The sequence below is a fragment of the Niastella yeongjuensis genome (assembly GCF_900110245.1).
Classification (GTDB): Bacteria; Bacteroidota; Bacteroidia; order Chitinophagales; family Chitinophagaceae; genus Niastella; species Niastella yeongjuensis.
On sequence record NZ_FOCZ01000012.1, the window covers coordinates 113,755 to 137,455 of the forward strand.

The window sequence follows — 23,701 nt, forward strand, 5'->3', positions numbered from 1 at the left end:
TATTAAGTTATTAGGTTATTAAGTTAACCTAAAACTCAAGAACCCAATAACCTGCGAACTTATAAACTAGGAACTCATTCTAGCTATAATTCCCGTCGTTGAGAATCCTTCTACAATAGAGTTAATAATCACTTTACCGCCCGCTTCCATTACTTCTTTAGCACCTACAATTTGTTCCAGGGTATAATCGCCGCCTTTTACCAGCACATCTGGCTGCAGGGTAGTGATGAGGTTAAGTGGGGTGTCTTCTTCAAAGATCACCACCATATCAACCATTAACAGGGAAGCCAAAACCAGGGCTCTTGATTGTTCATCATTTACCGGGCGGCTATCTCCTTTTAACCGTTTGGTGCTGGCGTCAGAGTTCAATCCAACAATTAAATAATCCGCTTCCACAGCGGCCTGCGAAAGAGAAAAAATGTGACCGCGATGCAGAATATCAAATACACCATTGGTAAAAGCAACTGTTTTACCTGTTACCCGCCACTGGGCAATTTTATGTTTTGCTTCATTCAAATTGCACACCCGCGTACTAATAATATCAGCTTTTCTCATTTATTACCGGAGTTCTTTTATTAAAATAAGGCAACAGGATCAGGGCAATAAAACCACTTATGATGGAAAAAAAGAATTGCACTGACCACATCAGCTGACCAAAGGCAAAGCCAAGGGTTTCTTTCAACCCATAGATCAGCATGGTGTTTTGTACAAACCAGGCATAAACACCAATTCCACCACCGGGCGCCGGTACAATCATGGCCAAACTGCCCATGGTCAATACCGACAATGCATTAGGGATGGTATATACGGCTGTTTCCTTCATGGCCCAGAAACCGATCTGCACACTCAGCAGGTACATACTCCAAATGAAAATGGTATGAAATATAAACCAGCCTTTCTTTTTCAGGTACCGCACACTGGTAATGCCATGCCAGATCCCTTCAAAGATGGTTTTGATCTTTTGTATGAACCTAATGTGTGAGAATTTTTTGAATGCCACCACTACGGCCGTTATACCCAGTATTACGATGGCCAGCAACATAATTATTTTGGAGGCGGAGAGCGAGCTGGCCTTTGAATTAAAAATGGTGTTCAGGGTATCCCTGATATAACCGCCAATAAGATCGGCCTGGGTTAAAAAGGTGATCAGGATAACCAGTACCAGGCAAAGCACATCAAAAGCGCGTTCGGCAACAATGGTGCCTACCAGTTTATCGGCAGGTACTTTTTCATACCGGGCCAGAATGGTGCATTTTAATACTTCGCCCAGCCGCGGAACGGCCAGGTTTGCCATATAACCGACCAAAACGGCCATATAGGTATTAGAAACCCTGGGTTTGTAGCCCATTGGTTCCATTAATATTTTCCAACGCAATGCCCGGCTGTAATGACTTAATAACAAGGTGACCATTACCGGGATGATCAGCAAGTAGTTGGCATTTCGGAAAGCATTTTTAATGTCTTCCCAACCCTGATCGGTAATTTTTCGCATTGACCACCACACTAAAAAAATACTGAGTCCCAGGAATAGGAGATACTGTAATATGCTCAGAATTTTTTTATTCATACGGGGCGATTATTTTTCAAAGTTACAGGTTTCAGGTGGCAAGATACAGGTTCAGATCCCGTTTAACCTGTAACCTGAAACTTGTAACAGTAACTTAATTGATAACAGGCGGATATTAACTCAAATGATCATGTATCAAAGCTTATTTCCTTCTTTGGGAAATACGATAAACGGTTTGTGTTTTTTGGCTTCTTCAAAATCCATGATGGCGTAGGAAATAACAATTACGATATCACCTACAGCGCCCTGGCGGGCAGCCGGACCGTTTAAACAGCATACGCCTGAGCCGCGCTTGCCTTTTATCAGGTAGGTTTCAATACGGGTACCGTTATTGACGTTTACAATTTGCACTTTCTCATTTTCAATCATATTCGCCGCATCCATCAGGTCCTCGTCGAGCGTTAAGCTGCCTACATAGTTCAGGTTGGCTTCGGTGATTACCGCGCGGTGTACTTTCGATTTTAATATTTCAATTTGCATACTGTAGTTCTTGTAATTCAGTTTAAAAACGGGCGCAAGCTAGTAAATTTAATATAACAATCACACCAACATATTATCAATTAGCCGCACCTCATGCAGGAAGGCGGCGATCAATGCTACCCGGGGCATCCGGGAAGCCGCGGCCTGGGCGTCGGAAGCGGGTTCCAGGGTATTGGCGTTGGCCAGTTCCACGTAATCTATCCTGAAACCGGCATTAGTAAGCATTTTTTCGGCCTGCTCTTTAATAACACCCCAGGACACACCCTGGTTGAGCTGCTCCTTTATATGTGTAAGGCATTGATAAATAGCGGTAGCTTGTTGCCTGTCCTCAGCAGACAGGCGCATGTTGCGGCTGCTCATGGCCAGTCCGTCGGGTTCGCGCAGGGTGGGACAGGTAACCAGTTGAATGGGGGACTGCATCAGCGTTAAAAGCCTGCTAACCACCATACATTGCTGGTAATCTTTCTGGCCCATGAATAATTGGTGCGGCTGTACCATGGTGAGTAACCGGAACATTACCTGGCAAACGCCCTGAAAATGGCCGGGACGGAACGCTCCTTCCAGCAGGGTTTCCAGGTAACCGAGGTCATAATGCTCCAGCCCTGCAGTGCCCCGGGGATACATTTCTGCTATGGCGGGCAGAAAAAGGGCGTCGCAGCCGGCGGCTTCCAGTTTGGCAATATCCTGTTCAATGGTTTTAGGATATAACTGATAATCACTGGGGTTATTAAACTGGGTAGGGTTTACAAATATGCTGCAAACCGTTACTGCGGTGGCCTGTTTCGACTGGTTGATGAGGGCCAGATGGCCGTTGTGCAGGGCGCCCATGGTAGGGACAAATCCAATTTGTTTTCCGGCGGTTTTTTGCTGTTGAATATACCTGGCAAGCTGTTCGGCATATTTAAATATGATCATTTAACGAAATTTTAAGTTTTACCGGATCCCTTTCCCTGTTTCTATGAGAACGGGTTCGCCATTCATTCAGTTTAAGGGCGCAAAGGTCGGGTTCCCGAACATACGAATTAGAACTAATAAAAAAACCTTAACTTTGCACCCTGATTTTTAAAAGTTAGCTCATTAACTATTATCTATAATGCTGACAAAGAAAAGAATTTTATTTATTGCTAACGAAATGTCCCCCTATCTGGAATTAACGGAATTCTCCGAAACGGTAAACCGGTTGGCAATAAAGGCGAATGAAAATGGCTTTGAAGTACGTTGTATTATGCCCAGGTTTGGGGTCATCAACGAAAGACGTCATCGCCTTCATGAAGTGGTTAGGTTGTCGGGCATTAATGTATCGGTTGGTAATGATGATTATCCCCTGCAAATTAAAGTAGCTTCTTTACCCAATGCGCGTTTACAGGTTTATTTTTTGGACAATGAAGACCTGTTCAAACGTAAAACCATCTTCCACGATGAAAGTGAAAAATGGCATGATGACAATGACCTGCGTACCGTATTCTTTTGCAAGGGCGCCCTGGAAACCGTAAAGAAATTTGGCTGGCCTCCTGACATTATCCATTGCAGTGGCTGGATGACCGGTTTAATTCCCCTGTACCAAAAGACAGCGTATAAAAAAGAACCTGTGTTCTCACACAGCAAGGTTATTTATACTATTGGAAACAATACGGCAAAGGAAAAACTGGGTGATGATTTCCTGAAAATTGCCTCTATCAGTTCTGTTGTAAAAGAAAAAGATCTGGAACCTTTTAAAGAAGGTACTACCACTGCCATGATGCGGGGTGGGGCAACATATGCCGATGCTATTACCTTTGGCGCTGATAAAGTAGATAAAAAGTTGGTGGATGAATTTGGAAAAGTAAAAGGCAAAAAGGTGCTCACCTATAATGCCGAGTCTGATCTGACTGATTATCTGCAGTTGTACAACGATCTTACTAAATAAGCAGTATTCTTATAAGCGATAAGTTAATAACATGATGTTTACAATTACAACACCATAAAGCTTAGAACTTATAAAGGAGAACTTATATATTTACCCATTAATATTCTATACAATTCCTTCAAACAAAAATTAGTATGCCTTATTTATTTACTTCTGAGAGTGTTTCGGAAGGTCATCCTGATAAAGTAGCTGACCAGATCTCTGATGCCCTGATTGATAACTTCCTGGCTTTTGACCCCCAGTCAAAAGTAGCCTGTGAAACTTTGGTTACAACCGGTCAGGTGGTACTGGCTGGTGAAGTAAAATCTAAGGCATATCTCGATGTACAGACAATTGCCCGCGAAGTGATCCGCAAAATTGGTTATACCAAAAGCGAATACATGTTCGAAGCAAGTTCCTGCGGTGTATTATCTGCTATTCACGAACAATCTTCTGACATCAACCAGGGTGTTGACAGAACCAAAAAAGAAGACCAAGGCGCTGGTGACCAGGGTATGATGTTCGGTTATGCAAGCAACGAAACCGAGGATTATATGCCACTGGCACTGGACATTGCCCATAAATTACTGATTGAGCTGGCTGCGCTCCGCCGCGAAGGAAAAAAGATCGACTATCTGCGTCCTGATGCAAAGAGCCAGGTTACCCTCGAATACGACGATAACAACAAACCCGTTCGTATCGACGCTATTGTGGTAAGTACACAGCACGATGATTTTGATACAGAAGCCAAAATGGCAAAAAAGATCAAGGAAGATGTGATCAACATCCTGATCCCACGCGTAAAGGCCAAGTATAAAAAATATGCTCACCTGTTCAACGACAAGATCAAATATCACGTAAACCCAACCGGTAAATTCGTGATCGGTGGTCCTCACGGTGATACCGGTTTAACCGGCCGTAAGATCATCGTTGATACCTATGGTGGTAAAGGTGCTCACGGTGGTGGTGCATTCAGCGGAAAAGATCCTTCAAAAGTTGACCGTTCTGCTGCCTATGCAACCCGTCATATTGCAAAAAACCTGGTAGCTGCCGGTTTGTGCGATGAAGTACTGGTACAGGTTTCTTATGCTATTGGTGTTGCCCAGCCAATGGGTTTGTACATCAATACTTATGGCACAGCAAAAGTTGAACTGACCGACGGCGAAATCGCAAAACGCGTAGCCCAGATCTTCGACCTGCGTCCTTACTTTATTGAGCAACGCCTGAAACTGCGTAACCCTATTTACAGCGAAACAGCCGCTTATGGTCACATGGGCCGTCAACCTGAAGTAGTGGAAAAAACCTTCACTGCTCCTGATGGCAAAACCATTAAAAAGAAAGTGGAATTGTTTACCTGGGAGAAGCTGGATTATGTAAGAAAAGTAAAACAGGCTTTCGGTATCCGGTAATATTCGGTACATATAAATATTTGAAAAGCACCACTGTCCAAGTGGTGCTTTTTTATTATATGAAACGTGTGTGTTATATGATATATGTTTGTTATATTTGTTGAAACCTTATGAAATGTTAACAGCGTCACAGACATTAAAAATGTACGAGTTGTTTAATAGGCATTTCAAAAACACAGAAGATGCTAAAGTGCTGGTGGCAGGTATTGAAGAAATTATTGATGAAAAATTCAATAATGAAAAGGACCGGCTGGCAACTAAGCGGGATGTATTTTGTTTGAAAGAAGATGTTTTAGCACTTCAAACCCGCATGGAGCAGGGCTTCAAAGACCAGTTAAGATGGCTTATTGTATTAATGGTAGGTTTGTCTTCTTTAGCAATTGCCGTTTTGAAACTTACATAACATTATAACGAATATATTATTCAGCCCTCCCGACGCATCGGGAGGGTTTTTTATTGTACCAGATGTTTTATTTTCGGCCCATGAATGAATACAACAATCCATGGAAAGTTTTAGCAGAAAAGAAGATCTATGAGAATCCCTGGATAAAACTCAATGAATACGATGTGATCAACCCTTCGGGTGGAAAAGGCATTTATGGCAAAGTGTTCTTTAAGAGCATTGCCACCGGCGCCCTGCCGCTCGATGAAGACCTGAATACCTACCTGGTTGGCCAGTATCGCTTTACCATTGACCAGTACAGTTGGGAAATTCCGGAAGGGGGTGGTAAATTTGGTGTGGATCCGGTAGAATCGGCCCAAAGGGAATTGCTGGAAGAGACAGGACTGGTAGCAGCCGAATGGACAAAAATAGTAGAGATGCACCTGAGCAATTCTGTTACCGATGAGTATGCGGTTATATATCTGGCGCGGAAACTAAGCCAGCATATGGCCAGTCCGGAAGAAACAGAACAGCTGATTATAAAGAAACTGCCATTTGAAGAAGCCTATCAAATGGTTGAACGCGGTGAGATCACCGACTCCATGTCGGTAGCCGCTATTTTAAAAGTAAAAATGATGTTGTTAGATGGAAGGATTTCATAAAAAAAGACCGGGCATTAATAAAGCACAACTGATCATTGGGCGCCAGCCTATTATTGAAGCTATTCAATCGGGCCGCCCCATAGATAAAATATTATTTCAGCGTAATGTAAGCGGGGATGCTATAGGCATCATCAGACAGCTGGCCCGCGAACAAAACATTCCTATTCAACAGGTGCCGCCCGAAAAGCTGCAATCCTTTACCAAGGCCAACCACCAGGGAACCATTGCTATTGCGGGTCTGGTTCAGTATATGGACTTGCAGCAGGTGATAGATTATGTGTTGGGCAATGGGGAAACGCCCTTGTTTGTGATCCTGGATGGTATTACCGATGTACGCAACATTGGGGCTATTGCCCGCAGCGCCGTATGCTGTGGCGCCCAGGCCATTATTATACCCGATAAAGGAGTGGGGGCATTGAATGAAGAAGCCATGAAATCATCGGCCGGCGCCCTGGAAAAGATCAACATTTGCCGGGTAAACAGTTTGATGAAAGCGGTAGATACCCTGCACCTGAACGGTATAAAGGTGTTTGCCACTGAAATGACGGCTACTAAAATGCTGTATGAACTGGATTACACCGAGCCTTGTTGTATTGTAATGGGGAATGAAGAAAATGGCGTTTTTCCCGCCCTAATGAAAATATGCGATGAAAAGATAAAGATCCCCATGACCGGGAATTTTGAATCGCTTAATGTGTCGGTGGCTACGGGAATTGTGTTGTATGAAGCCATGAAGTCGAGAATGAGCAGTAGTCAATAAACAAGCCGTTCCAGGTTGCAGGGAAAATCTAATAAGAGGGACCTGAAACCGGTAACCTGAAACTGAACCTGTAAAACGAAATCATTTAGAGTGAGTACCAAGCCACCTATTAACTTAGTTGAGTGTCCGAGAGACGCCATGCAGGGATGGAAGACTTTTATTCCTACGGAAAAAAAGATCGAATACCTGCAGTCACTACTGCAGGTTGGCTTTCTTACCCTCGATTTCGGCAGCTTTGTTTCTGCTAAGGCAATACCGCAACTGGCAGATACAGCCGAGGTGTTGAAAGGGTTGAAAAGCAATCCGGTTGAAACCACCACTAAGCTGTTAGCTATCGTTGCCAACGTACGGGGCGCTGAAGAAGCGGCTGGTTTTGACGAAATCAGCTACCTGGGTTTTCCATTCTCGGTAAGCGAAACCTTTCAACAGCGTAATACCAACAGCAGTATTGAACAATCGCTGGAACGGGTAAAAGAGATCCAGCGTATTTGTGAACAAACCAACAAGCAACTGGTCATTTACATTTCCATGGGGTTTGGCAATCCCTATGGCGATCCTTATTCAGCCGCCATCGTTTTTGACTGGGTGAACCGGATAGCCGGCCTGGGCGTGAACATTATTTCACTGGCCGATACGGTTGGACTGGCCACACCCGATCAGGTGACCGATATAACCAGTTACGTGATCAACAAACTGCCTCATCATGAAATAGGTGTACACCTGCACAGCAGTGAAGCAAACAGACAGGCCAAAATAGAAGCAGCCTGGCAGGCAGGCTGCAGACGGTTCGATGGGGCTTTAAAAGGAATTGGTGGCTGTCCCATGGCCAATGACGACCTGGTAGGCAACATCGATACAGAATGGCTTATATCTTATTTAGAACAATATGAGAAAGTGCCTGGTATAAATAAAACGGCGCTGGGTAAAAGTCTTACCTTAGCTAATGATATATTTACCTTATGAAAATCACTTTTAGGGAAATGTGATTATGGACTTAACGATACCGATTCAGATCTCCACTTTATCGAATCCCATCAACTACCAGGATAACATCCTTTTAATGGGATCGTGTTTTACCGAGCATATCGGCGATAAGCTCGATGAACTTAAATTCAACGTGCTGCAAAATCCCAATGGTATTTTGTTCGATCCTGCCAGTGTAGTGAGCAGCCTGGTTTCTTATATACAGAACAAGCAATATCAAACCGAAGAGCTTTTTTACTATAATGAGGTATGGCAAAGCTGGCAACACCACAGCCGGTTTTCGAAAACCGATCTGCAGGAATGCCTGCGTGGTATTAATGCCTCCCAACAGGAAGCACATAGTTTTTTGAAAACGGCCAACTGGCTCATTATAACCCTGGGTACTTCTTTCTCGTACCGGTTAACCGAACAGGTACCGGCTTCTTTCAGGCGGGGCGCCGTACGGGGAGCTGTGGCCAACAACCATCGTACACCAGCCGGCTGGTTTAACAAACACCTGCTGTCGATAGAGGAAACTACTACCATGCTCGACAACTGTCTGCACCAGTTGTTTCAATTCAACCCGAATATAAAAGTGGTCTTTACGGTGAGTCCGGTACGTCACATCCGCGATGGCGTTATCGATAATAACCGCAGCAAGGCCAGGTTGATTGAAGTAGTACACCACCTGGTTAATAAATTCGATAAGCTGTATTATTTCCCGGCCTATGAACTGGTGATCGATGTATTAAGGGATTACCGGTTTTACGATATCGATATGGTGCATCCCAATTACCAGGCCACTTCATTTGTGCTCGACAAATTCATGCGGCATTTTGTTGACGAGAAAGCGCAGCAACTGGCAGAGGAAATAAAAAAGATCGTGATAGCCCGCAAACACAAGCCTTTTCAACCAGCTACCGAGGCTCATAAAAAGTTTTTAAAAGCCCACCTGGAGAAGGCGCAAGAGCTGCAACGGAAATATCCGTTCCTGAATTTGGATGAGGATATAAGATACTTTTTACAATAATTAGTTATTTGAGTACAGGTTGAATAGTTAACAAGTTAACATGTTGACAAGGTAATACTCATAATACTTCCCTTGTCAACCGCGTCAACTTTTTGCTTCTTTCCACGAAAGCACCACTTATCTCCAATTAATATTCATCGGTAAGTGCAAAAATGTTCCGTCTATACATCCACTGTCCTGAAGTAAAATCAGGGAACTCTACCGTTTGATTGCCCAGGTCGATACTTTGTTCGCTTAGGGGAGTAATGGCGCTCCAGGCGGCTGCATCATACACATCCAATGGGGTGGCGGTTTTACGTTTTATGGATTCAACAAACGCATGCAGCACAAAGAAATCCATTCCGCCATGACCCGCGCCTTCTGCTGAAGTGCCATATTTTTTCCATAATGGATGATCATACTGGTCGAGCCAGCTTTTGGCGTCTTCCCAGGCGTCATTGGTTTTACTCATGCCCTCGATGTACAGCGAATGGTTCACGTCCATCCAGATGCCATGCGTGCCCTGAACGCGGAAACCCAGCGAGTAAGGGCGGGGGAGATTGGTATCGTGTTGCAGTAATATGGTTTCACCATTGGCGCAACGAATGGTTGTGGTAACTATATCACCCAGTTTGAACTGGACCTTTGCATTGGGGTGTTGTTGGCCGCCGTTCTTCACAATGTATTCATGCAATCCGCGTGTTTTAGTGGCAAACGATGACAATGCTACAAAGCGGTTGCCCCGGTTAATGTTGATCATCTCCGCTACGGGACCAATGCCATGCGTGGGATACAGATCGCCATTGCGGTGAACGGAGTGTTCTGTTCGCCAATGGGCTTCAGAAAAGCCTTTCTCGCCAAACTCCACACCGCCGCCATAGGGTTGTGAGCCGTTATTGAATTTTACATTGCGCAGGTCGTGCTGGTAGCCACCCTGCAGGTGTATCAATTCGCCAAACAGGCCCTGGCGCACCATGTTCAGCACGGCCATAACATCGCGCCGGTAGCAAACATTTTCCAGCATCATTACCTGGGCATTGTGGTGTTCGGCTGCCTTCACTACATCCCAGTGGTCTTGCAGGGTGATGCCCAGCATTACTTCGGTTCCAACATATTTAATACCGGCCTCCAGGCTGCCAATGATCATAGGCGCATGCCATTCCCAGGGGGTGGCAATGATCACGCCGTCCAGTTCTTTTAACTCCAGTAACTTTTTCCAGGCATTTACATCGCCCTTAAATACTTTAGGCATGGGTTTACCTGATTGCTGAATGATGGCAGTGGCCTTGTCGAGCATGCGGTCATCAATATCACAAATAGCCACTATGTTTACATCCTTACGCCGAAGTGCATTGCCGAGGTGTACCTGTCCGCGCATGCCCACGCCAATGATCCCCAGTTTAACAACAGGATCTGCCGCAGCAAATGATTGTGCCGTTGGTAAAATGGCGAGACCGGCTGCGGCCAGTCCGGTATTTTTGACAAATGATCTTCGGTTCATAGCCTTATTTTTACATATAATTTGGTGCTGCCAAAATACCAAATAAGCGAACATGAAGACTGCCCCTCAAAAACTTACGCAATCGTATGCCATCGTGAATTTTTTAAAAAATCTGTCGCCGGAGATGAAATTGGGCGCAGGCATCGAGATCATGAACCCTTTTTCCGATGCGCTTGCCAGGCAGCTGGCGGAAACCTTCTACAATAAATTTTACAATGACCAGCATCCGCGGAAATTCATTTTTGGGATCAATCCCGGTCGGTTTGGCGCCGGGGTTACAGGCGTTCCATTTACGGATCCTATCCGGCTGAAAGAGGTGTGTGGTATAGAAAGTGAATTGCCCAAAAAGGCGGAATTGTCGTCGTTGTTTATTTATGCGGTTATCGATGCTTATGGCGGACCAGCCGCTTTTTATTACGATTTCTACATAACGGCATTGTCGCCGCTGGGCTTTACAAAGAATGGTGTTAACCTGAACTATTACGACGACAAGGAATTGCTGAAAGACAGCGAACCGTTTATCTTAAAATGTATTCACGAGCAGCTGGATACCATTGCAACCACCAGGGATGTATGTTATTGTTTAGGCGAAGGCACCAATTATAAGATCTTTCAAAAAATAAATGCAAAGCATCAGTTCTTTAAAGAGATCATTCCACTCCCGCATCCGCGTTGGGTAATGCAGTATCGGAGAAAGAAGTTAGATGAATTTGTAAAAGTGTATGTTGAGAAGTTGAAGGGTTTAAACTAATGCATTCGATCCCCCCGAACTTCCAACTTCTGAATGAGATCTGCTTCATAGGTGAGCCATTCCTGCCATCTTACCCGCACTTTAGCTTTATCAACATAGGTTTCTGCCAGTTCAATGAATAAATGGTAGTGGCCGGCTTCGCTTTCCATAAAGCGGCGGTAGAAATTACGCAGGTATTCATCATCGAGCCCTTCACTCAGGCGTTTGAAACGTTCACAACTGCGGGCTTCAATGAGCGCGAAGATCAGCAGTTTGTCGAGGAGCCGTTGTTCCGGGCTGCCGTCTTTTTTTTGAAACAGCTGTAATTGGTTTACGTATTCGTCTTTTCGTTGTTTACCCAGTTTCAGGTTGCGTTTCTGCAGTTCGGCCAGCACCAGCCGGAAATGGCCCCATTCTTCGGTCACAATGGGCGCGAGATCAGTCACCAGTTTTTCCAGTTCACTGTACCGCTGGATCAAAGAAATGCAACTGGTAGCGGCCTTTTGCTCACAATAGGCATGATCGGTGAGGATGTATTCCAGTGATAATTCGGCCAGGTTCACCCAGCGTGGATCGGTGGGCAGGTGCAGCCCTAAGATATTCTTTGTTTCGTTGGTAGTGCTCATAAAGTGCCCAAAGTTAACGCCTAAGTGCGATATTTGCTTCGCCCGCCGAAGCCTTGGCGTAGGAGGGATTGGCCCGCCTAACGTTTGGCGGAGTTAAACTTGAACCGGTAACACCGGAATATAAATTATGAACGACAATTTCCTACTAAAAAAGCTCAACGAGCGGCAGGAGCAGAATGCTTTCCGCCGGCTGTTATTGCCTGGCAGTAAAACAGATTTTTGTTCGAACGATTACCTGGGCATTGTACACAATCAGCTCATCGAAAAACAACTAAGCGGAAGCGACCATCCGGTTTACAAACACGGTTCAACCGGTTCGCGTTTGCTGGCTGGCAATTATGCATTGGTAGAGGAGACTGAAAAAATGCTGGCAAACTTTCATGATGCCGAAGCCGGTCTGATCTTCAATTCAGGGTACGATGCCAACCTGGGTTTACTGAGTTGTGTGCCCCAGCGCGGCGATACCATCATTTACGATTATTTAAGCCATGCATCCCTGCGGGATGGCATCCGGTTGAGTTTTGCGCAGTCTTTTTCTTTTAAACACAATGACCTGGCCGATCTGGAGAAAAGATTACAGGCCGCCACCGGCACCCGATTTGTGGTAACGGAATCGGTATTTTCCATGGATGGCGATATGGCACCCTTAACGGCCATCAGTGACTTGTGCCGGCAATATGGTGCACACCTGATCGTTGATGAGGCCCATGCCACCGGCGTGGTGGGTGCAAAAGGCGAGGGGTTGGTGCAGCAGCTCAACCTGCAAACAGCCTGTTTTGCCCGCGTTCATACCTTTGGCAAGGCAGTAGGCTGCCATGGCGCTATTGTGCTGGGCAGCGAACAATTGCGCAATTACCTGGTGAATTTCTGCCGGTCGTTTATATACAGCACGGCCCTGCCCGAAGCAAGTGTGGCCGCTATCCGTTGTGCATATGAGTTATTCCCGTATATGAATGCTGAACGCGCGCATCTGCAACAATTGATTAACGCCTTTCAGCAGGCTAACATGCCCTGGGAAAAGCTGGTTTCCCATACACCCATACAAATAGTGATCATTCCCGGCAATGATGCCGTGAAAAAGGTGGCCGGCGCCTTACAAAATGCCAGCCTCGATGTTCGGGCTATCCTGTATCCTACGGTCCCTTCAAATAAAGAACGATTGCGTATTGTATTACATGCGTTTAATACGTTGCCGCAGGTTGAAGAGGTTATTAAGTTATTGAGTTGAAAGTTTAAAGTTCAAAGTTCAATGAGCTTTCGGGTAGCTTAAAACTTTAAAGGGTGAACTTATTTCTTCGCCTGGTCTTCAGGTAAATAAAAAGTTTCATTAGGGCCAATTCCCGATACCTGCATGGTGCATTCCTGCGTGAACCATTCGAAGTGTGGCTGGTCCGCTTTTATTACCAAGAAGCTACCGGGGCCATAAGCCAGGGATGGTGCCGTTGTATCGAATTTTTTCTCCTGAACTATATGAGCGGTGCCGCTTATGATGGTAATATACAGGTCGGAATTATGTACATGGGGCATGCCTTTATAACCGGGCGGGAAGATGTAACGTTCTGTAAAAAATCCTGATTTGGTGCGCAATCCGGCGAGGTAGATGTTCTTTCTGCCGCTGGCCAGCACTGTGTCTTTCACAGGTGGGAGTATCATTCTGGCGTGTTCACCTGTTCCCACTACTGGAGGATTTGCGAGGTTCTGTACCGGATTATTGGTACAGGACAGCCATGGAACCAGTAGCATTGCCATGGCATAAAGGGCTGTCTTATTCATAGCAAACAATTTTAGGTGACGAATAAATAAAAGAACTGATAGGTAAGTTACTACAATTTCAGGATTTACATATTGGTAAGGGCTGTACGGCCCAGGTGCGGGACCATCGGGGCGGAGTAGATAAAAAGAAGAGCCCCGCCAGGCGGGGCTCGGTACCACGGACTGTAACCTCTAAGGTTGATGAACTAAACGATTGCTGATGACTACTGAACTGCGAACAACTTGTATGTATAATTGCTATACAAATAATGCTATTATGATCAGCCCGGCAAACAACAAAGCCAGCACTCTTTTTTTCCGTTGATATACCAGGGCTTCCATCTCATTCGATTTTTTTAAAGCATGTACTGCTTTAAATTCCATTACAAATGTCAGTATAAGAAGAGTTTCTCACAATACAACTTTGTGGTAGTTTTCACACATTCTAAGGGGATTTGTCAATGGAAGCAGGTGCTAACAGCTTGTAGCAGAAATGATGGTGTTAACAGGGAATTAAAAAAAATACACTACTTTTAAAAAATCCATTAACCCCGATGTGAAATAGCAATATGCGCATTATCCCATTTATTATTACCGTAGTTGTTACAATCGGTTTGATTGTAACCTTAAGCCTGCCTATAGGCAGCATTCCGCCGCTGGGCAGTTTCCTGAGCCCGCAAACCGGATTTTGGCAGAATGCAGAACCCGTTAATGTTCATCCCAACCTCGATCTTAATTTTCCGCAGCTGAAAGACAAGGTGCAGGTATATTTCGATGACCGGATGGTCCCACATGTGTTTGCTCAGAACGATGAAGACCTGTATTTCGTAGAAGGATATTTACATGCAAAATTCCGCCTGTGGCAAATGGAGTTTCAAACCTATGCAGCAGCCGGCCGTTTATCTGAAGTGCTGGGAGCTGGCCCTAAGAATGCTTATCTGAACTATGACCGCAATATGCGACGGGTAGGCATGCAATTTGGCGCCCGTCATTCACTCGATAGTATGGAAGCGGATGCGGCTACCAAAAGCATGCTCGACGCATATACGTTGGGCGTGAACGCCTACATCGACAATCTATCAGGCAATGAATTGCCGCTCGAATACCGCTTGCTGAACTATGTGCCCGAACACTGGAACAATTTCAAATCGGCGCTCTTCCTGAAATACATGAGTTACAGCCTTACCGGTGCTGAAAATGATTTTGAATTAACCAATGTACGCAATGTATTGAGCCGCGAAGATTTTGAAATGCTGTACCCGGCTTTTCAGGATTCGCTGGACCCTATTATCCCCAAAGGAGAAGCGTTCGCCCCGCCGGCTATTCATCCGCAATTGCCAGTTACCTCAGACAGCATGTACTTTAAATGGAACACCTTTGCCGACATCGATATAAACCCTGTTGACAAACCTGATAAAGACAACGGTAGTAACAACTGGGCAGTGAGTGGTGCCAAAACAAAAAGTGGTCGTCCCATATTATGTAACGATCCGCACCTCGATCTGAACCTGCCCAGCCTTTGGTTCGAAATACAATTGCATACCCCGCAGAACAATGTATACGGAGTTAGCTTTCCCGGTTCACCAACAGTGGTTATTGGTTTTAATGACAGCTGCTCCTGGGGCGTAACCAATGCCGGCCGCGATGTGAAAGACTATTACAATATAAAATTCAAAGACGAAAGCAGGGAACAATACCTGTTCAATGGCAGTTGGATGAACAGCGAACTGCACATAGACACCTTTAAAATAAAAGAGGCCGCACCTTTTTATGATACGGTTGTGTATACCGTTTTCGGCCCGGTTCAATACGACAGATCATTTACCGGAAACAACCGCACCACCCCCAATAACAGTTATGCAGTAAAATGGAAAGCACACAATGGCAGCAATGAGCTGAAGACTTTTTACCTGCTTAACCGCATGAAGAATATTGACGATTACCACGAAGCCATAAAATACTTTCATTGCCCCGGTCAGAACTTTGTATTTGCCGACAAAAGTGGCGACATCGCCATCTGGCAACAGGGCGAATTCCCGGCCAAATGGCGGCGTCAGGGCGATTTCATTATGCCCGGTGTTGATTCCTCTTACCTATGGCAGGGAACTATTGAACAGCAGGAAAACCCACATTTAGAAAACCCGGCACGCGGTTTTGTAAGCAGCGCCAATCAGATGGCGGCCGATTCTGCTTACCCTTATTACCTGGGTTGCGAATATGGTATTTACCGGGGCATTGTCATAAACCGATACCTGCGGCAAATGGAGGGCATTACCATCGATGATATGAAAAAAATGCAGACCGATAATTTCAATGTGTTTGCAGAAACAGCGCTGCCGATGCTGATGGCAAATGTTGATGAGAGTACCTTAAGTACGGAAGAGAAAAAATACCTCGATATTTTACGTGGTTGGAATTTACGCGCCGACGCGGCTGAAAAAGCACCGGCTATTTTTCAACTGTGGTTCGATAACCTGGAAGCAGAAGTATGGTCTGACGACCTGGAGGTAGCCAGCAAACCATTTAAAATACCTGAAGAGGCAACGCTGGTGCACTGTCTTACCATGTCGAACTTCAAATTTGCCGACAACTTAAAAACCAACCAGGTAGAAACGATACAGGACGAAGTGACCGCCGCCTTTAAAAAAACGGTACCGGTTGTATCCATGGCCGATCAGAAAGCCAACCTGAACTGGGGTAAATACAAAGATGCGGGCATCAGGCATTTACTGCGGCTGGCGCCATTGAGCCGTTTTCATTTAATGACCGGCGGCGGCGCCAATATGATCAATGCTACCAAACAATTTCATGGACCCAGCTGGCGCATGATCGTTGAGTTGACTGATAAAACAGAAGCCTGGGGTATTTATCCGGGCGGACAAAGCGGCAACCCTGGTAGTAAGTACTATGATAATTTTATTGACAAATGGGCTGAAGGGAAGTACGACAAATTATGGGTAATGGATGCAGGCGAAGCCAACAACAAGCGGGTCCTTTTCACTATGAACTTTAATTAATACACAAATGAAATTTGCAGCTTCTATATTACTGACAATCGTTGTAAGTTTTGCGGCCGGGTTGTATTTACCCTTCTGGAGTGTGGCGCTGGTATCGTTTTGCGTGGCCGCTTTTATATACCAAAAACCAGGGATGGCCTGGTTAACAGGTTTTGTAAGCATTTTTATATGCTGGGGTTTACTTGCCTTTTTGATCGACTCTCAAAACGAAAGTATATTATCAGCACGCATGGCCAACCTGTTTCCTTTGGGCGGCTCCTCCGCCTTGTTGATATTGATAACCGCTGTGGTGGGCGCCATTATTGGCGGTTTATCTGCTTTGTCGGGAAGCTTTCTGCGTAAGTATATCGATGGCCGGGAGCGGTATTAACGGTGTTTATGGATGATATTCTAAATGACTTTGAGGCGCCGCCGCCGGCGTCGGTATTTAAGCGTTGGCTGGCTTCTTTTATTGACTACCTTGTTTTCGCCGGACTGGCAGCTGGTATACTGCATTATACGGGCGACCATCCCATACTAAAGGTTAATAAGGAGTATTTCGTGCTGTTGAATGATAATATAAAAATTATTGTCGTTGTTATCTCATGGCTGTTGGCGCTTCCGGTTTATGAAACTTTAAACAGGGGCCGAACTTTGGGTAAGGACATCTTCATGATAAAGGCGATAAAACAGGATGGGTCAAAACTAAGTTTCGGAAGAAGCGTCGTCAGGCATTTATTCGACTTCATCGATTTTCTTCCGGTTGGCGGTCTGGTTGGACTGGCTACGGCCAACAGCAATAAGAATGCCCAACGCGTGGGCGACCTGGTAGCAAAGACCATAGTGGTTGAGTCGAGCTGGGACGGAAAATGACAGCCTGATCTTTTTATTAAGCCGTTTTAACTTATTAACTAAATAGCTAATCAACATTTGGCCTTATTTTCGCGTTCGTCGCGCTATGAGAATATTGACCTTTATTACCCTCTTTATTGTTGGCTTTACCTCCGTGCATGCTGCGCGCATCAGCGGCAGGGTTACTGACGAAAAAGGACAGGTACTGGTATATGCCTCCATACTGGTAAAAGGCACAACGCAGGGTACAACGGCCAATAAGGAAGGCGATTATTTTCTGCAACTCGATCCCGGTACTTACACCATCATAGCGCAATATGTTGGCTATAGCCGTCAGGAAAAAACGATCACCGTAGGTGCAAACGATATTCCGCTCAATTTTCAACTTTCCATCCAACAATTCAATTTAAAGGAAGTAGTGGTTAGGCCCGGCGGTGAAGATCCTGCCTATGATATCATTCGCAACGCCATAAAAAAGCGCCCCTACTACAAAGACCAGCTCAGCGCTTTTCAATGTGAAGTATATATTAAGGGACAGCTGCAGTTACGTGCCTACCCCAAAAGATTGCTGGGCGAGCCGGTTGATTTTGAAGACGGCGATACCAGTCAACGGAAAATGCTTTTTCTATCAGAAACCGTTGCCCGGTACTCAGTAGAAAAGCCGCATAAAAGCAAGATCGAGGTGCTATCAACCAAAGTAAGCGGCAGAAGCGATGAGTTTGGATTAAGCGCACCTCAGATCGTTTCGTTTTATGAGAACAACATTCAGGTTGGCCGCAACCTGAACCCGCGCGGATTTATTTCACCCATCGCCAGCAGTGCATTGAATTTTTACCGGTATCACTACGAAGGCAGTTTTGTGGAAGATGGCCGGGAGATCAATCGTATTAAAGTAACACCCAAACGGCGATACGAACCGCTGTTCAGCGGATATATCAATATCACCGAAGGTGACTGGCGCATTCACAGTTTGCAATTACGGCTAACCAAGGCCTCGCAAATGGAACTGATCGACTCGCTGAATATTGAACAATTGTATGTGCCCATTAGTAAGGATGTGTGGGTTATAAAAACGCAGGTGCTGTACCCGGCCGTGAAACTGTTGGGCTTTGATGCGTTTGGCAGTTTTGTAAACGTGTATTCCCAATTTAATATCGACCCTTCCTTTGAACGGAAGTTCTTTAATAATACCTATCTGAAGATCTATGAAGGTTCCAATAAAAAACCGGCTGCCTTCTGGGATTCAATCCGGCCATTGCCATTACAGGCCGATGAGGTAGCCGATTATTTTAAAAAAGACAGTCTGGAGAAAGCGCATAAAGATCCGGAGTACCTCGATTCAATCGATCGCCGTAGAAACAAACCACACCTGTTCCCATTGGTAGCTACAGGACAATTGTTTTACCGGGAGAAAAAGCGCGAGATCTTCCGGGTGAACCCGGTGCTGGAATCCTTTGCCTACAACACCGTGGAAGGCTGGCTGGGCAGCTTTGGCGGCAGCTATACCAAACTGCTCGATACCATTCCCGGGTCACGCCATGCGTTTAGTGTAGAGCCTGCCATACGGTATGGCCTTAGCAATCATCACCTCAATGCCGCCGGTACGTTTACCTATACGTATGGCAAAAAGTATTTTTCATCGTTCTCCCTAAGCGGTGGAAAATGGGTGTATCAGATCAACAATGCCAATCCCATCAGTCAGCTGAGTAATACCATTCGCAGCTGGTTGTTCGAGCGTAATTACGCCAAGTTTTATGAAGCCTGGTTTGCCCGGTTCAACTTTTCAAAAGATGTGGGCAGCGGCATCAAGGTGTTTGGCGGGTTGAAATACGAAGACCGCATACCGTTGGAAAACACATCTTTTCATTCGTTGGGCGATCGCAAAGGGATTGAGTTCACCCCCAATTTTCCCATCGAGATCATGGCAGAGAATTTTGAACGGCACCAGGCATTGATTGCCCATGCAGGCATCAGCTGGTTGCCCGGCACAAAATACATTGAGTACCCCGACCGGATCGTAGACATTGGTTCCCAATACCCCCTGCTTACGCTCTCATACTGGCAGGGCATTCCCAACTGGCTGAACAGTGATGTCAATTACGCGAAATGGCGGTTTGATGTACAACAAAGCCTGAACCTGAACCTGGGCGGGAATTTTCGTTATAAATGGGCGTTAGGAGGCTTTTTAAGGCACGATAAGGTAGAGGTGATCGATTATACCCATTTCAATGGAAACCAGATCCTGGCTTCTGCTGAATACCTGAATGGGTTTCAATTATTACCTTATTACAAATACAGCAATATGAACCGCCTGTATGCGGAAGGTCATTTTGAACATCATTTCAATGGACTGCTCACTAATAAAATACCGCTTTTCCGCGCCATAAACTGGTACCTGGTAGCAGGCGCCAATGCCCTGTATGCCGATAGTGACAAGGAATATGCAGAAGTGTTCGCCGGGTTTGAAAACATCCTGAAAATTGCCCGGCTTGACCTGGTCTGGGGATTCGATAAAGACAAGGTATCTATGTTTGGTATCCGGTTGGGTATCAGAGGGTTTGGAAAACTGTAAAATAGTTTTAAGTTTTATCATGAATATTTTCAAGCTTCCCAAAGGTTTAGAACATTGAACTTAAAACTTAAAACAAAGAACTATCTTCGCTGCGTTTAAAAATTTTTGACTGCCCTGCAAGCAGTCGCAAAAATTCAACTATGGCAATTTTACACAACCGTGTCTCCCAGAAGGAGCTGAAAGAGCTTTTGTACCAGGAAACAGAACCCCGTACTACCATTTCCTTTTATCAGTATTTCCCCATTGCCGAACCAGAGCAATTCCGCAACGAACTGTACAAGCATTTAGAAGTATTGAAAGTATTTGGCCGCATTTATGTGGCACATGAAGGAATCAATGCACAGGTGAGCGTACCGGCCGGTAATTTCGAGGCATTCAAAACCTATTTATATTCTATTGAACCGCTGAACGGCTTGCGCCTGAACGTTGCTGTAGACGATGACGGCAAATCGTTTTGGGTGCTGAAAATAAAAGTGCGTGACAAGATCGTAGCCGATGGCATTGCCGACGAAACTTTCAACATGGCCAATAAAGGCAATTATGTAAATGCCGAACAGTTGAACGTGATGTTGAACGATCCCGAGACCATTGTGGTTGACATGCGCAATCACTACGAATATGAAGTGGGCCATTTTGTAAAAGCGCTTGAAGTACCCAGCGATACCTTTCGGGAGCAATTACCCATGGCGGTTGATATGCTGAAAGACCGGAAAGATAAAAATATCATTATGTATTGCACCGGCGGCATTCGTTGCGAAAAAGCCAGTGCCTATATGCTACACCACGGGTTTCAGAATGTATTTCACCTGGAAGGCGGCATTATCAATTACGCCAAACAAGTAAAAGAAAACGGGCTCGACAGCAAATTCATTGGTAAGAACTTTGTGTTCGACAACAGGCTGGGGGAGCGTATTACGCCCGATATCATTGCCCGTTGTCACCAGTGTGGTAACCCGGCAGATACACATGCTAATTGTGCGAATGATGGGTGTCACCTGTTGTTTATCCAATGCGAAAATTGCCGTCAGCAGTATGAAGGTTGCTGCAGCAAGGAATGCCAGGACTTTAATCATTTACCCGAAGAAGAACGTAAAGAACTTCGCAAAGGCATCGATAAAGGCCGGAACATCTTCAATAAATCGCGCGCCCGGTTAAGACCGAGGCTGGGGGAGAAGGAAGGCAATGGGCAATAGGTAATAGGCAATGGGCCTCAATTCGTCGAGGCCATGCCTTTCAACTTTGAACTTTCAACTTAGAACTTAATCCACTTCAAACAAACTGGTTTGCCTACCTCTATGCGTTTGCCGGTATCGGTTAACAAACCAGTCTCTTTGTTTCGCCTGAACACCACAATATTGTTGGTTTCCTGGTTGGCAACCAGCAAAAAGTTACCCGTAGGATCGATGGTGAAGTTGCGCGGTATCTCTCCAAGGGTAGATACCGTAGCTATTGGTGTAAGTTTACCGCTTTTGCTATTGATTGAAAAAATGGCAATCGAATCCGGAGCCCGGTTAGAGGCGTACAGGAATTTTCCATCAGGAGAGATATGAATATCGGCCGACCATTTTTTATACTTAAAATCGGCTGGATAAGTAGAGATGCGTTGGATCAGCGACAACTTTCCATTGTTATACTTATAGCCTGATACTTCGCCCCCCATTTCCTCAACCAGGTAGGCCAGCTTGCCATTGGGATGAAACGTAAAATGGCGCGGGCCGCTGCCAGGAGGTGCTGCGGCAAATGGCACTGCGGCTGGTTCCGGTTTACCACTGCCCGGGTTGAATGAATAGATCATCACTTTGTCAATACCCAGGTCGGGTACAAAAATGTATTTATCATCGGGCGAGAAAACGGTGGAGTGCACATGGGGTTTTTCCTGCCGTTCTTTATTAACGCTGCTGCCGGTATGTTGAATGGTGGCGGGAACGCCCAACGTACCATTGGCCATAATAGGCAATGTAGAAAAGCTGCCGCCGGTATAATTGGCTACGGCCACCCATTTGCCGGTTTTATTTACGGCTACATAAGCGGGATGGTCGCCACCGCTTGTTTGTTTATCGATGTATTTTAAAGTGCCATTGGTTTTATCGAACGAAAAGACCGATACGCTGCCTTTATCGCTGGCATCTTCATTTACGGCATATACAAATTTTTCGTCGGGCGAAACATCCAGATAGGAAGGGTTGGAAGCGGCGGCCTTATTTACGTAACTCACATCACCGGTTTCCGTATTCATTTTATAAACATATATGCCCTCACTGTTTCCGCGGGTATAGGTGCCTATAATTAAGTAGTAATTCGTTTGGCAATTGACAATAACAGGAATGGCAAGCAACAGTAAAATGGTCCAGATGTGTTTCATAGAGGGAAGATACACTAGGTTAGGGAATTAAAGAATTTCCGCAACCAGTAATATCCGAGTGAGATACTTAAACAAACCAGGGCAGCGCTTAATACGATCACCTCTGAGCTAAAAAAAGCCCCGATGCTTTCTAAACATCGGGGCTTAAATATTTATTACGGTGACCTATTTCAACTTTTCCAATTCCTTCACTACACGGTCATACGTTTCTTCATCCGAAAGGTTCTGGGGTACAAATTTCTCCCCAATCACTTTCTCATACAGTTCAATATACCGCTTTGAAATGGTGTTTATCCATTCATCGCTCATTTCGGGAACGGTTTGTCCTTCTTTGCCCATAAAGTTGTTGGCGATAAGCCATTCGCGTACAAATTCCTTACTCAGCTGTTGCTGGCGTTCACCGGTTTTTTGCCTTTCTTCAAAGCCATTTGCGTAAAAATAGCGGCTGCTGTCTGGTGTATGGATCTCATCCATCAAATAAATGGTGTCGCCGAGCTTACCAAACTCATATTTTGTATCTACTAATATCAGTCCTTGTTTGGCAGCAATTTCTTTACCCCGGGCAAACAGCTTCAGCGCATAGTCTTCCAGTATAGCCCAGTCTTCGGCCGATGCCAGTCCCGTGGCAATGATCTCTTCTTTTGAAATATCTTCATCATGGCCGGCTTCAGCTTTGGTGCTGGGTGTTATAATAGGGGTGGGGAAATAATCATTTTCTTTCATGCCTTCCGGTAAAGGAACTCCGCACAATGTGCGTTTTCCACTGGCATAAGTACGCCAGGCATGGCCCGTTAAATTACCACGTACCACCATTTCAATTTTAAAAGGCACGCATTTTTTACCGATCGATACATTGGGGGCCGGTACCGATACTAACCAGTTGGCACAAATGTCGCGGGTCGCCTGCAGCATATATGCAGCAATCTGATTTAATACTTGTCCTTTATAAGGGATGGGGCGGGGTAATATCACATCGAATGCAGAGATACGGTCGCTGGCTATCATTACGAGCCACTGATCGTCAATGGTATATACATCTCTGACCTTGCCTTTATAAAACTTCGTCTGCTGCGGAAATTGTAATGATTTCATAGGCCGAAGATACCAGAGGTGCGGAATATCATGAAAAAAAAGAATTCCCGAAATATCAACAAAATCAACAAGATGTGATTAAATAAAATTTTCTGGTGAAA

Annotated in this window: 24 protein-coding genes; 14 read left to right on the forward strand and 10 right to left on the reverse strand. The window is 45.2% G+C overall.

Annotated features, from left to right (window positions below):
- Window positions 1-66: 66 nt before the first annotated feature.
- From rfaE2 to panC, 4 genes are all read right to left on the reverse strand, one after another.
- Window positions 67-555, reverse strand: coding sequence for a D-glycero-beta-D-manno-heptose 1-phosphate adenylyltransferase (gene rfaE2 / locus BMX95_RS26385; protein WP_081198063.1), 489 nt, complete (start codon window positions 553-555; stop codon window positions 67-69).
- Entirely contained in the window at window positions 542-1,567 is a 1,026-nt protein-coding gene (locus BMX95_RS26390; RefSeq protein WP_081198062.1) for a lysylphosphatidylglycerol synthase transmembrane domain-containing protein, read from the reverse strand. Before BMX95_RS26390 ends, rfaE2 begins: the two co-directional genes overlap by 14 nt.
- 135 nt (window positions 1,568-1,702) lie before the next feature.
- Window positions 1,703-2,047, reverse strand: a complete 345-nt coding sequence (panD, locus tag BMX95_RS26395) for an aspartate 1-decarboxylase (RefSeq protein ID WP_014217808.1) — start codon at window positions 2,045-2,047, stop codon at window positions 1,703-1,705.
- Between the two features lie 60 nt (window positions 2,048-2,107).
- A complete protein-coding gene (gene panC, locus BMX95_RS26400) occupies window positions 2,108-2,962 on the reverse strand; it encodes a pantoate--beta-alanine ligase (protein WP_081198061.1) in 855 nt (284 codons plus the stop codon).
- Window positions 2,963-3,140: 178 nt separating this feature from the next.
- Here panC and BMX95_RS26405 point away from each other — a divergent pair, with 178 nt between their 5' ends.
- The 7 genes from BMX95_RS26405 (at window position 3,141) to BMX95_RS26435 (ending at window position 9,138) form a co-directional block, all read left to right on the forward strand.
- Window positions 3,141-3,953 carry a glycogen/starch synthase gene (locus BMX95_RS26405; RefSeq protein ID WP_081198060.1) on the forward strand — a complete coding sequence of 271 codons (813 nt, stop codon included), beginning with the start codon at window positions 3,141-3,143 and terminating at the stop codon, window positions 3,951-3,953.
- Window positions 3,954-4,087: 134 nt separating this feature from the next.
- Window positions 4,088-5,341, forward strand: a complete 1,254-nt coding sequence (gene metK, locus BMX95_RS26410) for a methionine adenosyltransferase (RefSeq protein WP_081198059.1) — start codon at window positions 4,088-4,090, stop codon at window positions 5,339-5,341.
- A gap of 97 nt (window positions 5,342-5,438) precedes the next feature.
- Window positions 5,439-5,744, forward strand: coding sequence for a hypothetical protein (locus BMX95_RS26415; protein ID WP_177193724.1), 306 nt, complete (start codon window positions 5,439-5,441; stop codon window positions 5,742-5,744).
- 80 nt (window positions 5,745-5,824) lie between these two features.
- Window positions 5,825-6,385, forward strand: coding sequence for an NUDIX domain-containing protein (locus BMX95_RS26420; protein ID WP_081198143.1), 561 nt, complete (start codon window positions 5,825-5,827; stop codon window positions 6,383-6,385).
- Entirely contained in the window at window positions 6,369-7,145 is a 777-nt protein-coding gene (gene rlmB / locus BMX95_RS26425; RefSeq protein WP_081198057.1) for a 23S rRNA (guanosine(2251)-2'-O)-methyltransferase RlmB, read from the forward strand. Before BMX95_RS26420 ends, rlmB begins: the two co-directional genes overlap by 17 nt.
- A gap of 90 nt (window positions 7,146-7,235) precedes the next feature.
- A complete protein-coding gene (locus BMX95_RS26430; protein WP_242673010.1) occupies window positions 7,236-8,108 on the forward strand; it encodes a hydroxymethylglutaryl-CoA lyase in 873 nt (290 codons plus the stop codon).
- Between the two features lie 25 nt (window positions 8,109-8,133).
- On the forward strand, window positions 8,134-9,138 hold the full coding sequence (locus BMX95_RS26435) for a GSCFA domain-containing protein (protein ID WP_081198055.1): 1,005 nt from the start codon (window positions 8,134-8,136) through the stop codon (window positions 9,136-9,138).
- Window positions 9,139-9,265: 127 nt separating this feature from the next.
- Here the strand turns inward: BMX95_RS26435 and BMX95_RS26440 are convergent, their stop codons facing one another.
- Window positions 9,266-10,618: a Gfo/Idh/MocA family protein gene (locus tag BMX95_RS26440; protein WP_081198054.1), complete on the reverse strand. Its 1,353-nt coding sequence runs from the start codon at window positions 10,616-10,618 to the stop codon at window positions 9,266-9,268.
- A 52-nt stretch (window positions 10,619-10,670) separates the two neighbouring features.
- On the opposite strand from BMX95_RS26440, the gene BMX95_RS26445 reads away from it, so the two are divergent.
- On the forward strand, window positions 10,671-11,369 hold the full coding sequence (locus BMX95_RS26445; RefSeq protein WP_081198053.1) for a uracil-DNA glycosylase family protein: 699 nt from the start codon (window positions 10,671-10,673) through the stop codon (window positions 11,367-11,369).
- Here the strand turns inward: BMX95_RS26445 and BMX95_RS26450 are convergent.
- The gene (locus tag BMX95_RS26450) at window positions 11,366-11,974 is read right to left on the reverse strand and encodes a MiaE family protein (protein ID WP_081198052.1); all 609 of its coding nucleotides are present in this window, start codon (window positions 11,972-11,974) and stop codon (window positions 11,366-11,368) included. The genes BMX95_RS26445 and BMX95_RS26450 overlap by 4 nt on opposite strands.
- A 127-nt stretch (window positions 11,975-12,101) precedes the next feature.
- Here BMX95_RS26450 and BMX95_RS26455 point away from each other — a divergent pair, with 127 nt between their 5' ends.
- Window positions 12,102-13,202 carry an aminotransferase class I/II-fold pyridoxal phosphate-dependent enzyme gene (locus tag BMX95_RS26455; protein ID WP_081198051.1) on the forward strand — a complete coding sequence of 367 codons (1,101 nt, stop codon included), beginning with the start codon at window positions 12,102-12,104 and terminating at the stop codon, window positions 13,200-13,202.
- A gap of 59 nt (window positions 13,203-13,261) precedes the next feature.
- Here the strand turns inward: BMX95_RS26455 and BMX95_RS26460 are convergent, their stop codons facing one another.
- Window positions 13,262-13,747 (reverse strand): cupin domain-containing protein, encoded by a 486-nt coding sequence (locus tag BMX95_RS26460; RefSeq protein WP_081198050.1) that lies wholly within the window; start codon window positions 13,745-13,747, stop codon window positions 13,262-13,264.
- A 237-nt stretch (window positions 13,748-13,984) separates the two neighbouring features.
- A complete protein-coding gene (locus BMX95_RS35715) occupies window positions 13,985-14,110 on the reverse strand; it encodes a hypothetical protein (protein ID WP_262493547.1) in 126 nt (41 codons plus the stop codon).
- Between the two features lie 185 nt (window positions 14,111-14,295).
- On the opposite strand from BMX95_RS35715, the gene BMX95_RS26465 reads away from it, so the two are divergent.
- The 5 genes from BMX95_RS26465 (at window position 14,296) to trhO (ending at window position 21,339) form a co-directional block, all read left to right on the forward strand.
- The gene (locus tag BMX95_RS26465; RefSeq protein WP_081198049.1) at window positions 14,296-16,743 is read left to right on the forward strand and encodes a penicillin acylase family protein; all 2,448 of its coding nucleotides are present in this window, start codon (window positions 14,296-14,298) and stop codon (window positions 16,741-16,743) included.
- A gap of 7 nt (window positions 16,744-16,750) precedes the next feature.
- Window positions 16,751-17,113, forward strand: coding sequence for a hypothetical protein (locus BMX95_RS26470; protein WP_081198048.1), 363 nt, complete (start codon window positions 16,751-16,753; stop codon window positions 17,111-17,113).
- A gap of 8 nt (window positions 17,114-17,121) precedes the next feature.
- Window positions 17,122-17,595, forward strand: coding sequence for an RDD family protein (locus BMX95_RS26475; RefSeq protein WP_081198047.1), 474 nt, complete (start codon window positions 17,122-17,124; stop codon window positions 17,593-17,595).
- A gap of 85 nt (window positions 17,596-17,680) precedes the next feature.
- Complete coding sequence (locus BMX95_RS26480; protein ID WP_081198046.1) at window positions 17,681-20,146, forward strand: DUF5686 and carboxypeptidase regulatory-like domain-containing protein; 2,466 nt, start codon at window positions 17,681-17,683, stop codon at window positions 20,144-20,146.
- Window positions 20,147-20,286: 140 nt separating this feature from the next.
- Entirely contained in the window at window positions 20,287-21,339 is a 1,053-nt protein-coding gene (gene trhO, locus BMX95_RS26485; protein WP_081198045.1) for an oxygen-dependent tRNA uridine(34) hydroxylase TrhO, read from the forward strand.
- A 59-nt stretch (window positions 21,340-21,398) separates the two neighbouring features.
- On the opposite strand, the gene BMX95_RS26490 is transcribed toward trhO, so the two are convergent.
- On the reverse strand, window positions 21,399-22,508 hold the full coding sequence (locus tag BMX95_RS26490; RefSeq protein ID WP_081198044.1) for a lactonase family protein: 1,110 nt from the start codon (window positions 22,506-22,508) through the stop codon (window positions 21,399-21,401).
- A 165-nt stretch (window positions 22,509-22,673) separates the two neighbouring features.
- Window positions 22,674-23,600, reverse strand: coding sequence for a phosphoribosylaminoimidazolesuccinocarboxamide synthase (locus BMX95_RS26495; protein ID WP_081198043.1), 927 nt, complete (start codon window positions 23,598-23,600; stop codon window positions 22,674-22,676).
- Window positions 23,601-23,701 lie beyond the last annotated feature (101 nt).

Excerpts from the sequence above, each read along its gene's own strand:
- BMX95_RS26420 (WP_081198143.1), top strand. The coding sequence starts at position 5,825 with ATGAATGAATACAACAATCCATGGAAAGTTTTAGCAGAAAAGAAGATC.
- rlmB (WP_081198057.1), top strand. The coding sequence starts at position 6,369 with ATGGAAGGATTTCATAAAAAAAGACCGGGCATTAATAAAGCACAACTG.
- BMX95_RS26470 (WP_081198048.1), top strand. The coding sequence starts at position 16,751 with ATGAAATTTGCAGCTTCTATATTACTGACAATCGTTGTAAGTTTTGCG.
- rfaE2 (WP_081198063.1), bottom strand. The coding sequence starts at position 555 with ATGAGAAAAGCTGATATTATTAGTACGCGGGTGTGCAATTTGAATGAA.
- BMX95_RS35715 (WP_262493547.1), bottom strand. The coding sequence starts at position 14,110 with ATGGAATTTAAAGCAGTACATGCTTTAAAAAAATCGAATGAGATGGAA.
- panC (WP_081198061.1), bottom strand. The coding sequence starts at position 2,962 with ATGATCATATTTAAATATGCCGAACAGCTTGCCAGGTATATTCAACAG.
- BMX95_RS26465 (WP_081198049.1), top strand. The coding sequence starts at position 14,296 with ATGCGCATTATCCCATTTATTATTACCGTAGTTGTTACAATCGGTTTG.
- BMX95_RS26450 (WP_081198052.1), bottom strand. The coding sequence starts at position 11,974 with ATGAGCACTACCAACGAAACAAAGAATATCTTAGGGCTGCACCTGCCC.
- BMX95_RS26495 (WP_081198043.1), bottom strand. The coding sequence starts at position 23,600 with ATGAAATCATTACAATTTCCGCAGCAGACGAAGTTTTATAAAGGCAAG.
- BMX95_RS26455 (WP_081198051.1), top strand. The coding sequence starts at position 12,102 with ATGAACGACAATTTCCTACTAAAAAAGCTCAACGAGCGGCAGGAGCAG.
- BMX95_RS26435 (WP_081198055.1), top strand. The coding sequence starts at position 8,134 with ATGGACTTAACGATACCGATTCAGATCTCCACTTTATCGAATCCCATC.
- BMX95_RS26390 (WP_081198062.1), bottom strand. The coding sequence starts at position 1,567 with ATGAATAAAAAAATTCTGAGCATATTACAGTATCTCCTATTCCTGGGA.
- metK (WP_081198059.1), top strand. The coding sequence starts at position 4,088 with ATGCCTTATTTATTTACTTCTGAGAGTGTTTCGGAAGGTCATCCTGAT.
- panD (WP_014217808.1), bottom strand. The coding sequence starts at position 2,047 with ATGCAAATTGAAATATTAAAATCGAAAGTACACCGCGCGGTAATCACC.
- BMX95_RS26480 (WP_081198046.1), top strand. The coding sequence starts at position 17,681 with ATGAGAATATTGACCTTTATTACCCTCTTTATTGTTGGCTTTACCTCC.
- trhO (WP_081198045.1), top strand. The coding sequence starts at position 20,287 with ATGGCAATTTTACACAACCGTGTCTCCCAGAAGGAGCTGAAAGAGCTT.
- BMX95_RS26440 (WP_081198054.1), bottom strand. The coding sequence starts at position 10,618 with ATGAACCGAAGATCATTTGTCAAAAATACCGGACTGGCCGCAGCCGGT.
- BMX95_RS26445 (WP_081198053.1), top strand. The coding sequence starts at position 10,671 with ATGAAGACTGCCCCTCAAAAACTTACGCAATCGTATGCCATCGTGAAT.
- BMX95_RS26475 (WP_081198047.1), top strand. The coding sequence starts at position 17,122 with ATGGATGATATTCTAAATGACTTTGAGGCGCCGCCGCCGGCGTCGGTA.
- BMX95_RS26405 (WP_081198060.1), top strand. The coding sequence starts at position 3,141 with ATGCTGACAAAGAAAAGAATTTTATTTATTGCTAACGAAATGTCCCCC.
- BMX95_RS26490 (WP_081198044.1), bottom strand. The coding sequence starts at position 22,508 with ATGAAACACATCTGGACCATTTTACTGTTGCTTGCCATTCCTGTTATT.
- BMX95_RS26460 (WP_081198050.1), bottom strand. The coding sequence starts at position 13,747 with ATGAATAAGACAGCCCTTTATGCCATGGCAATGCTACTGGTTCCATGG.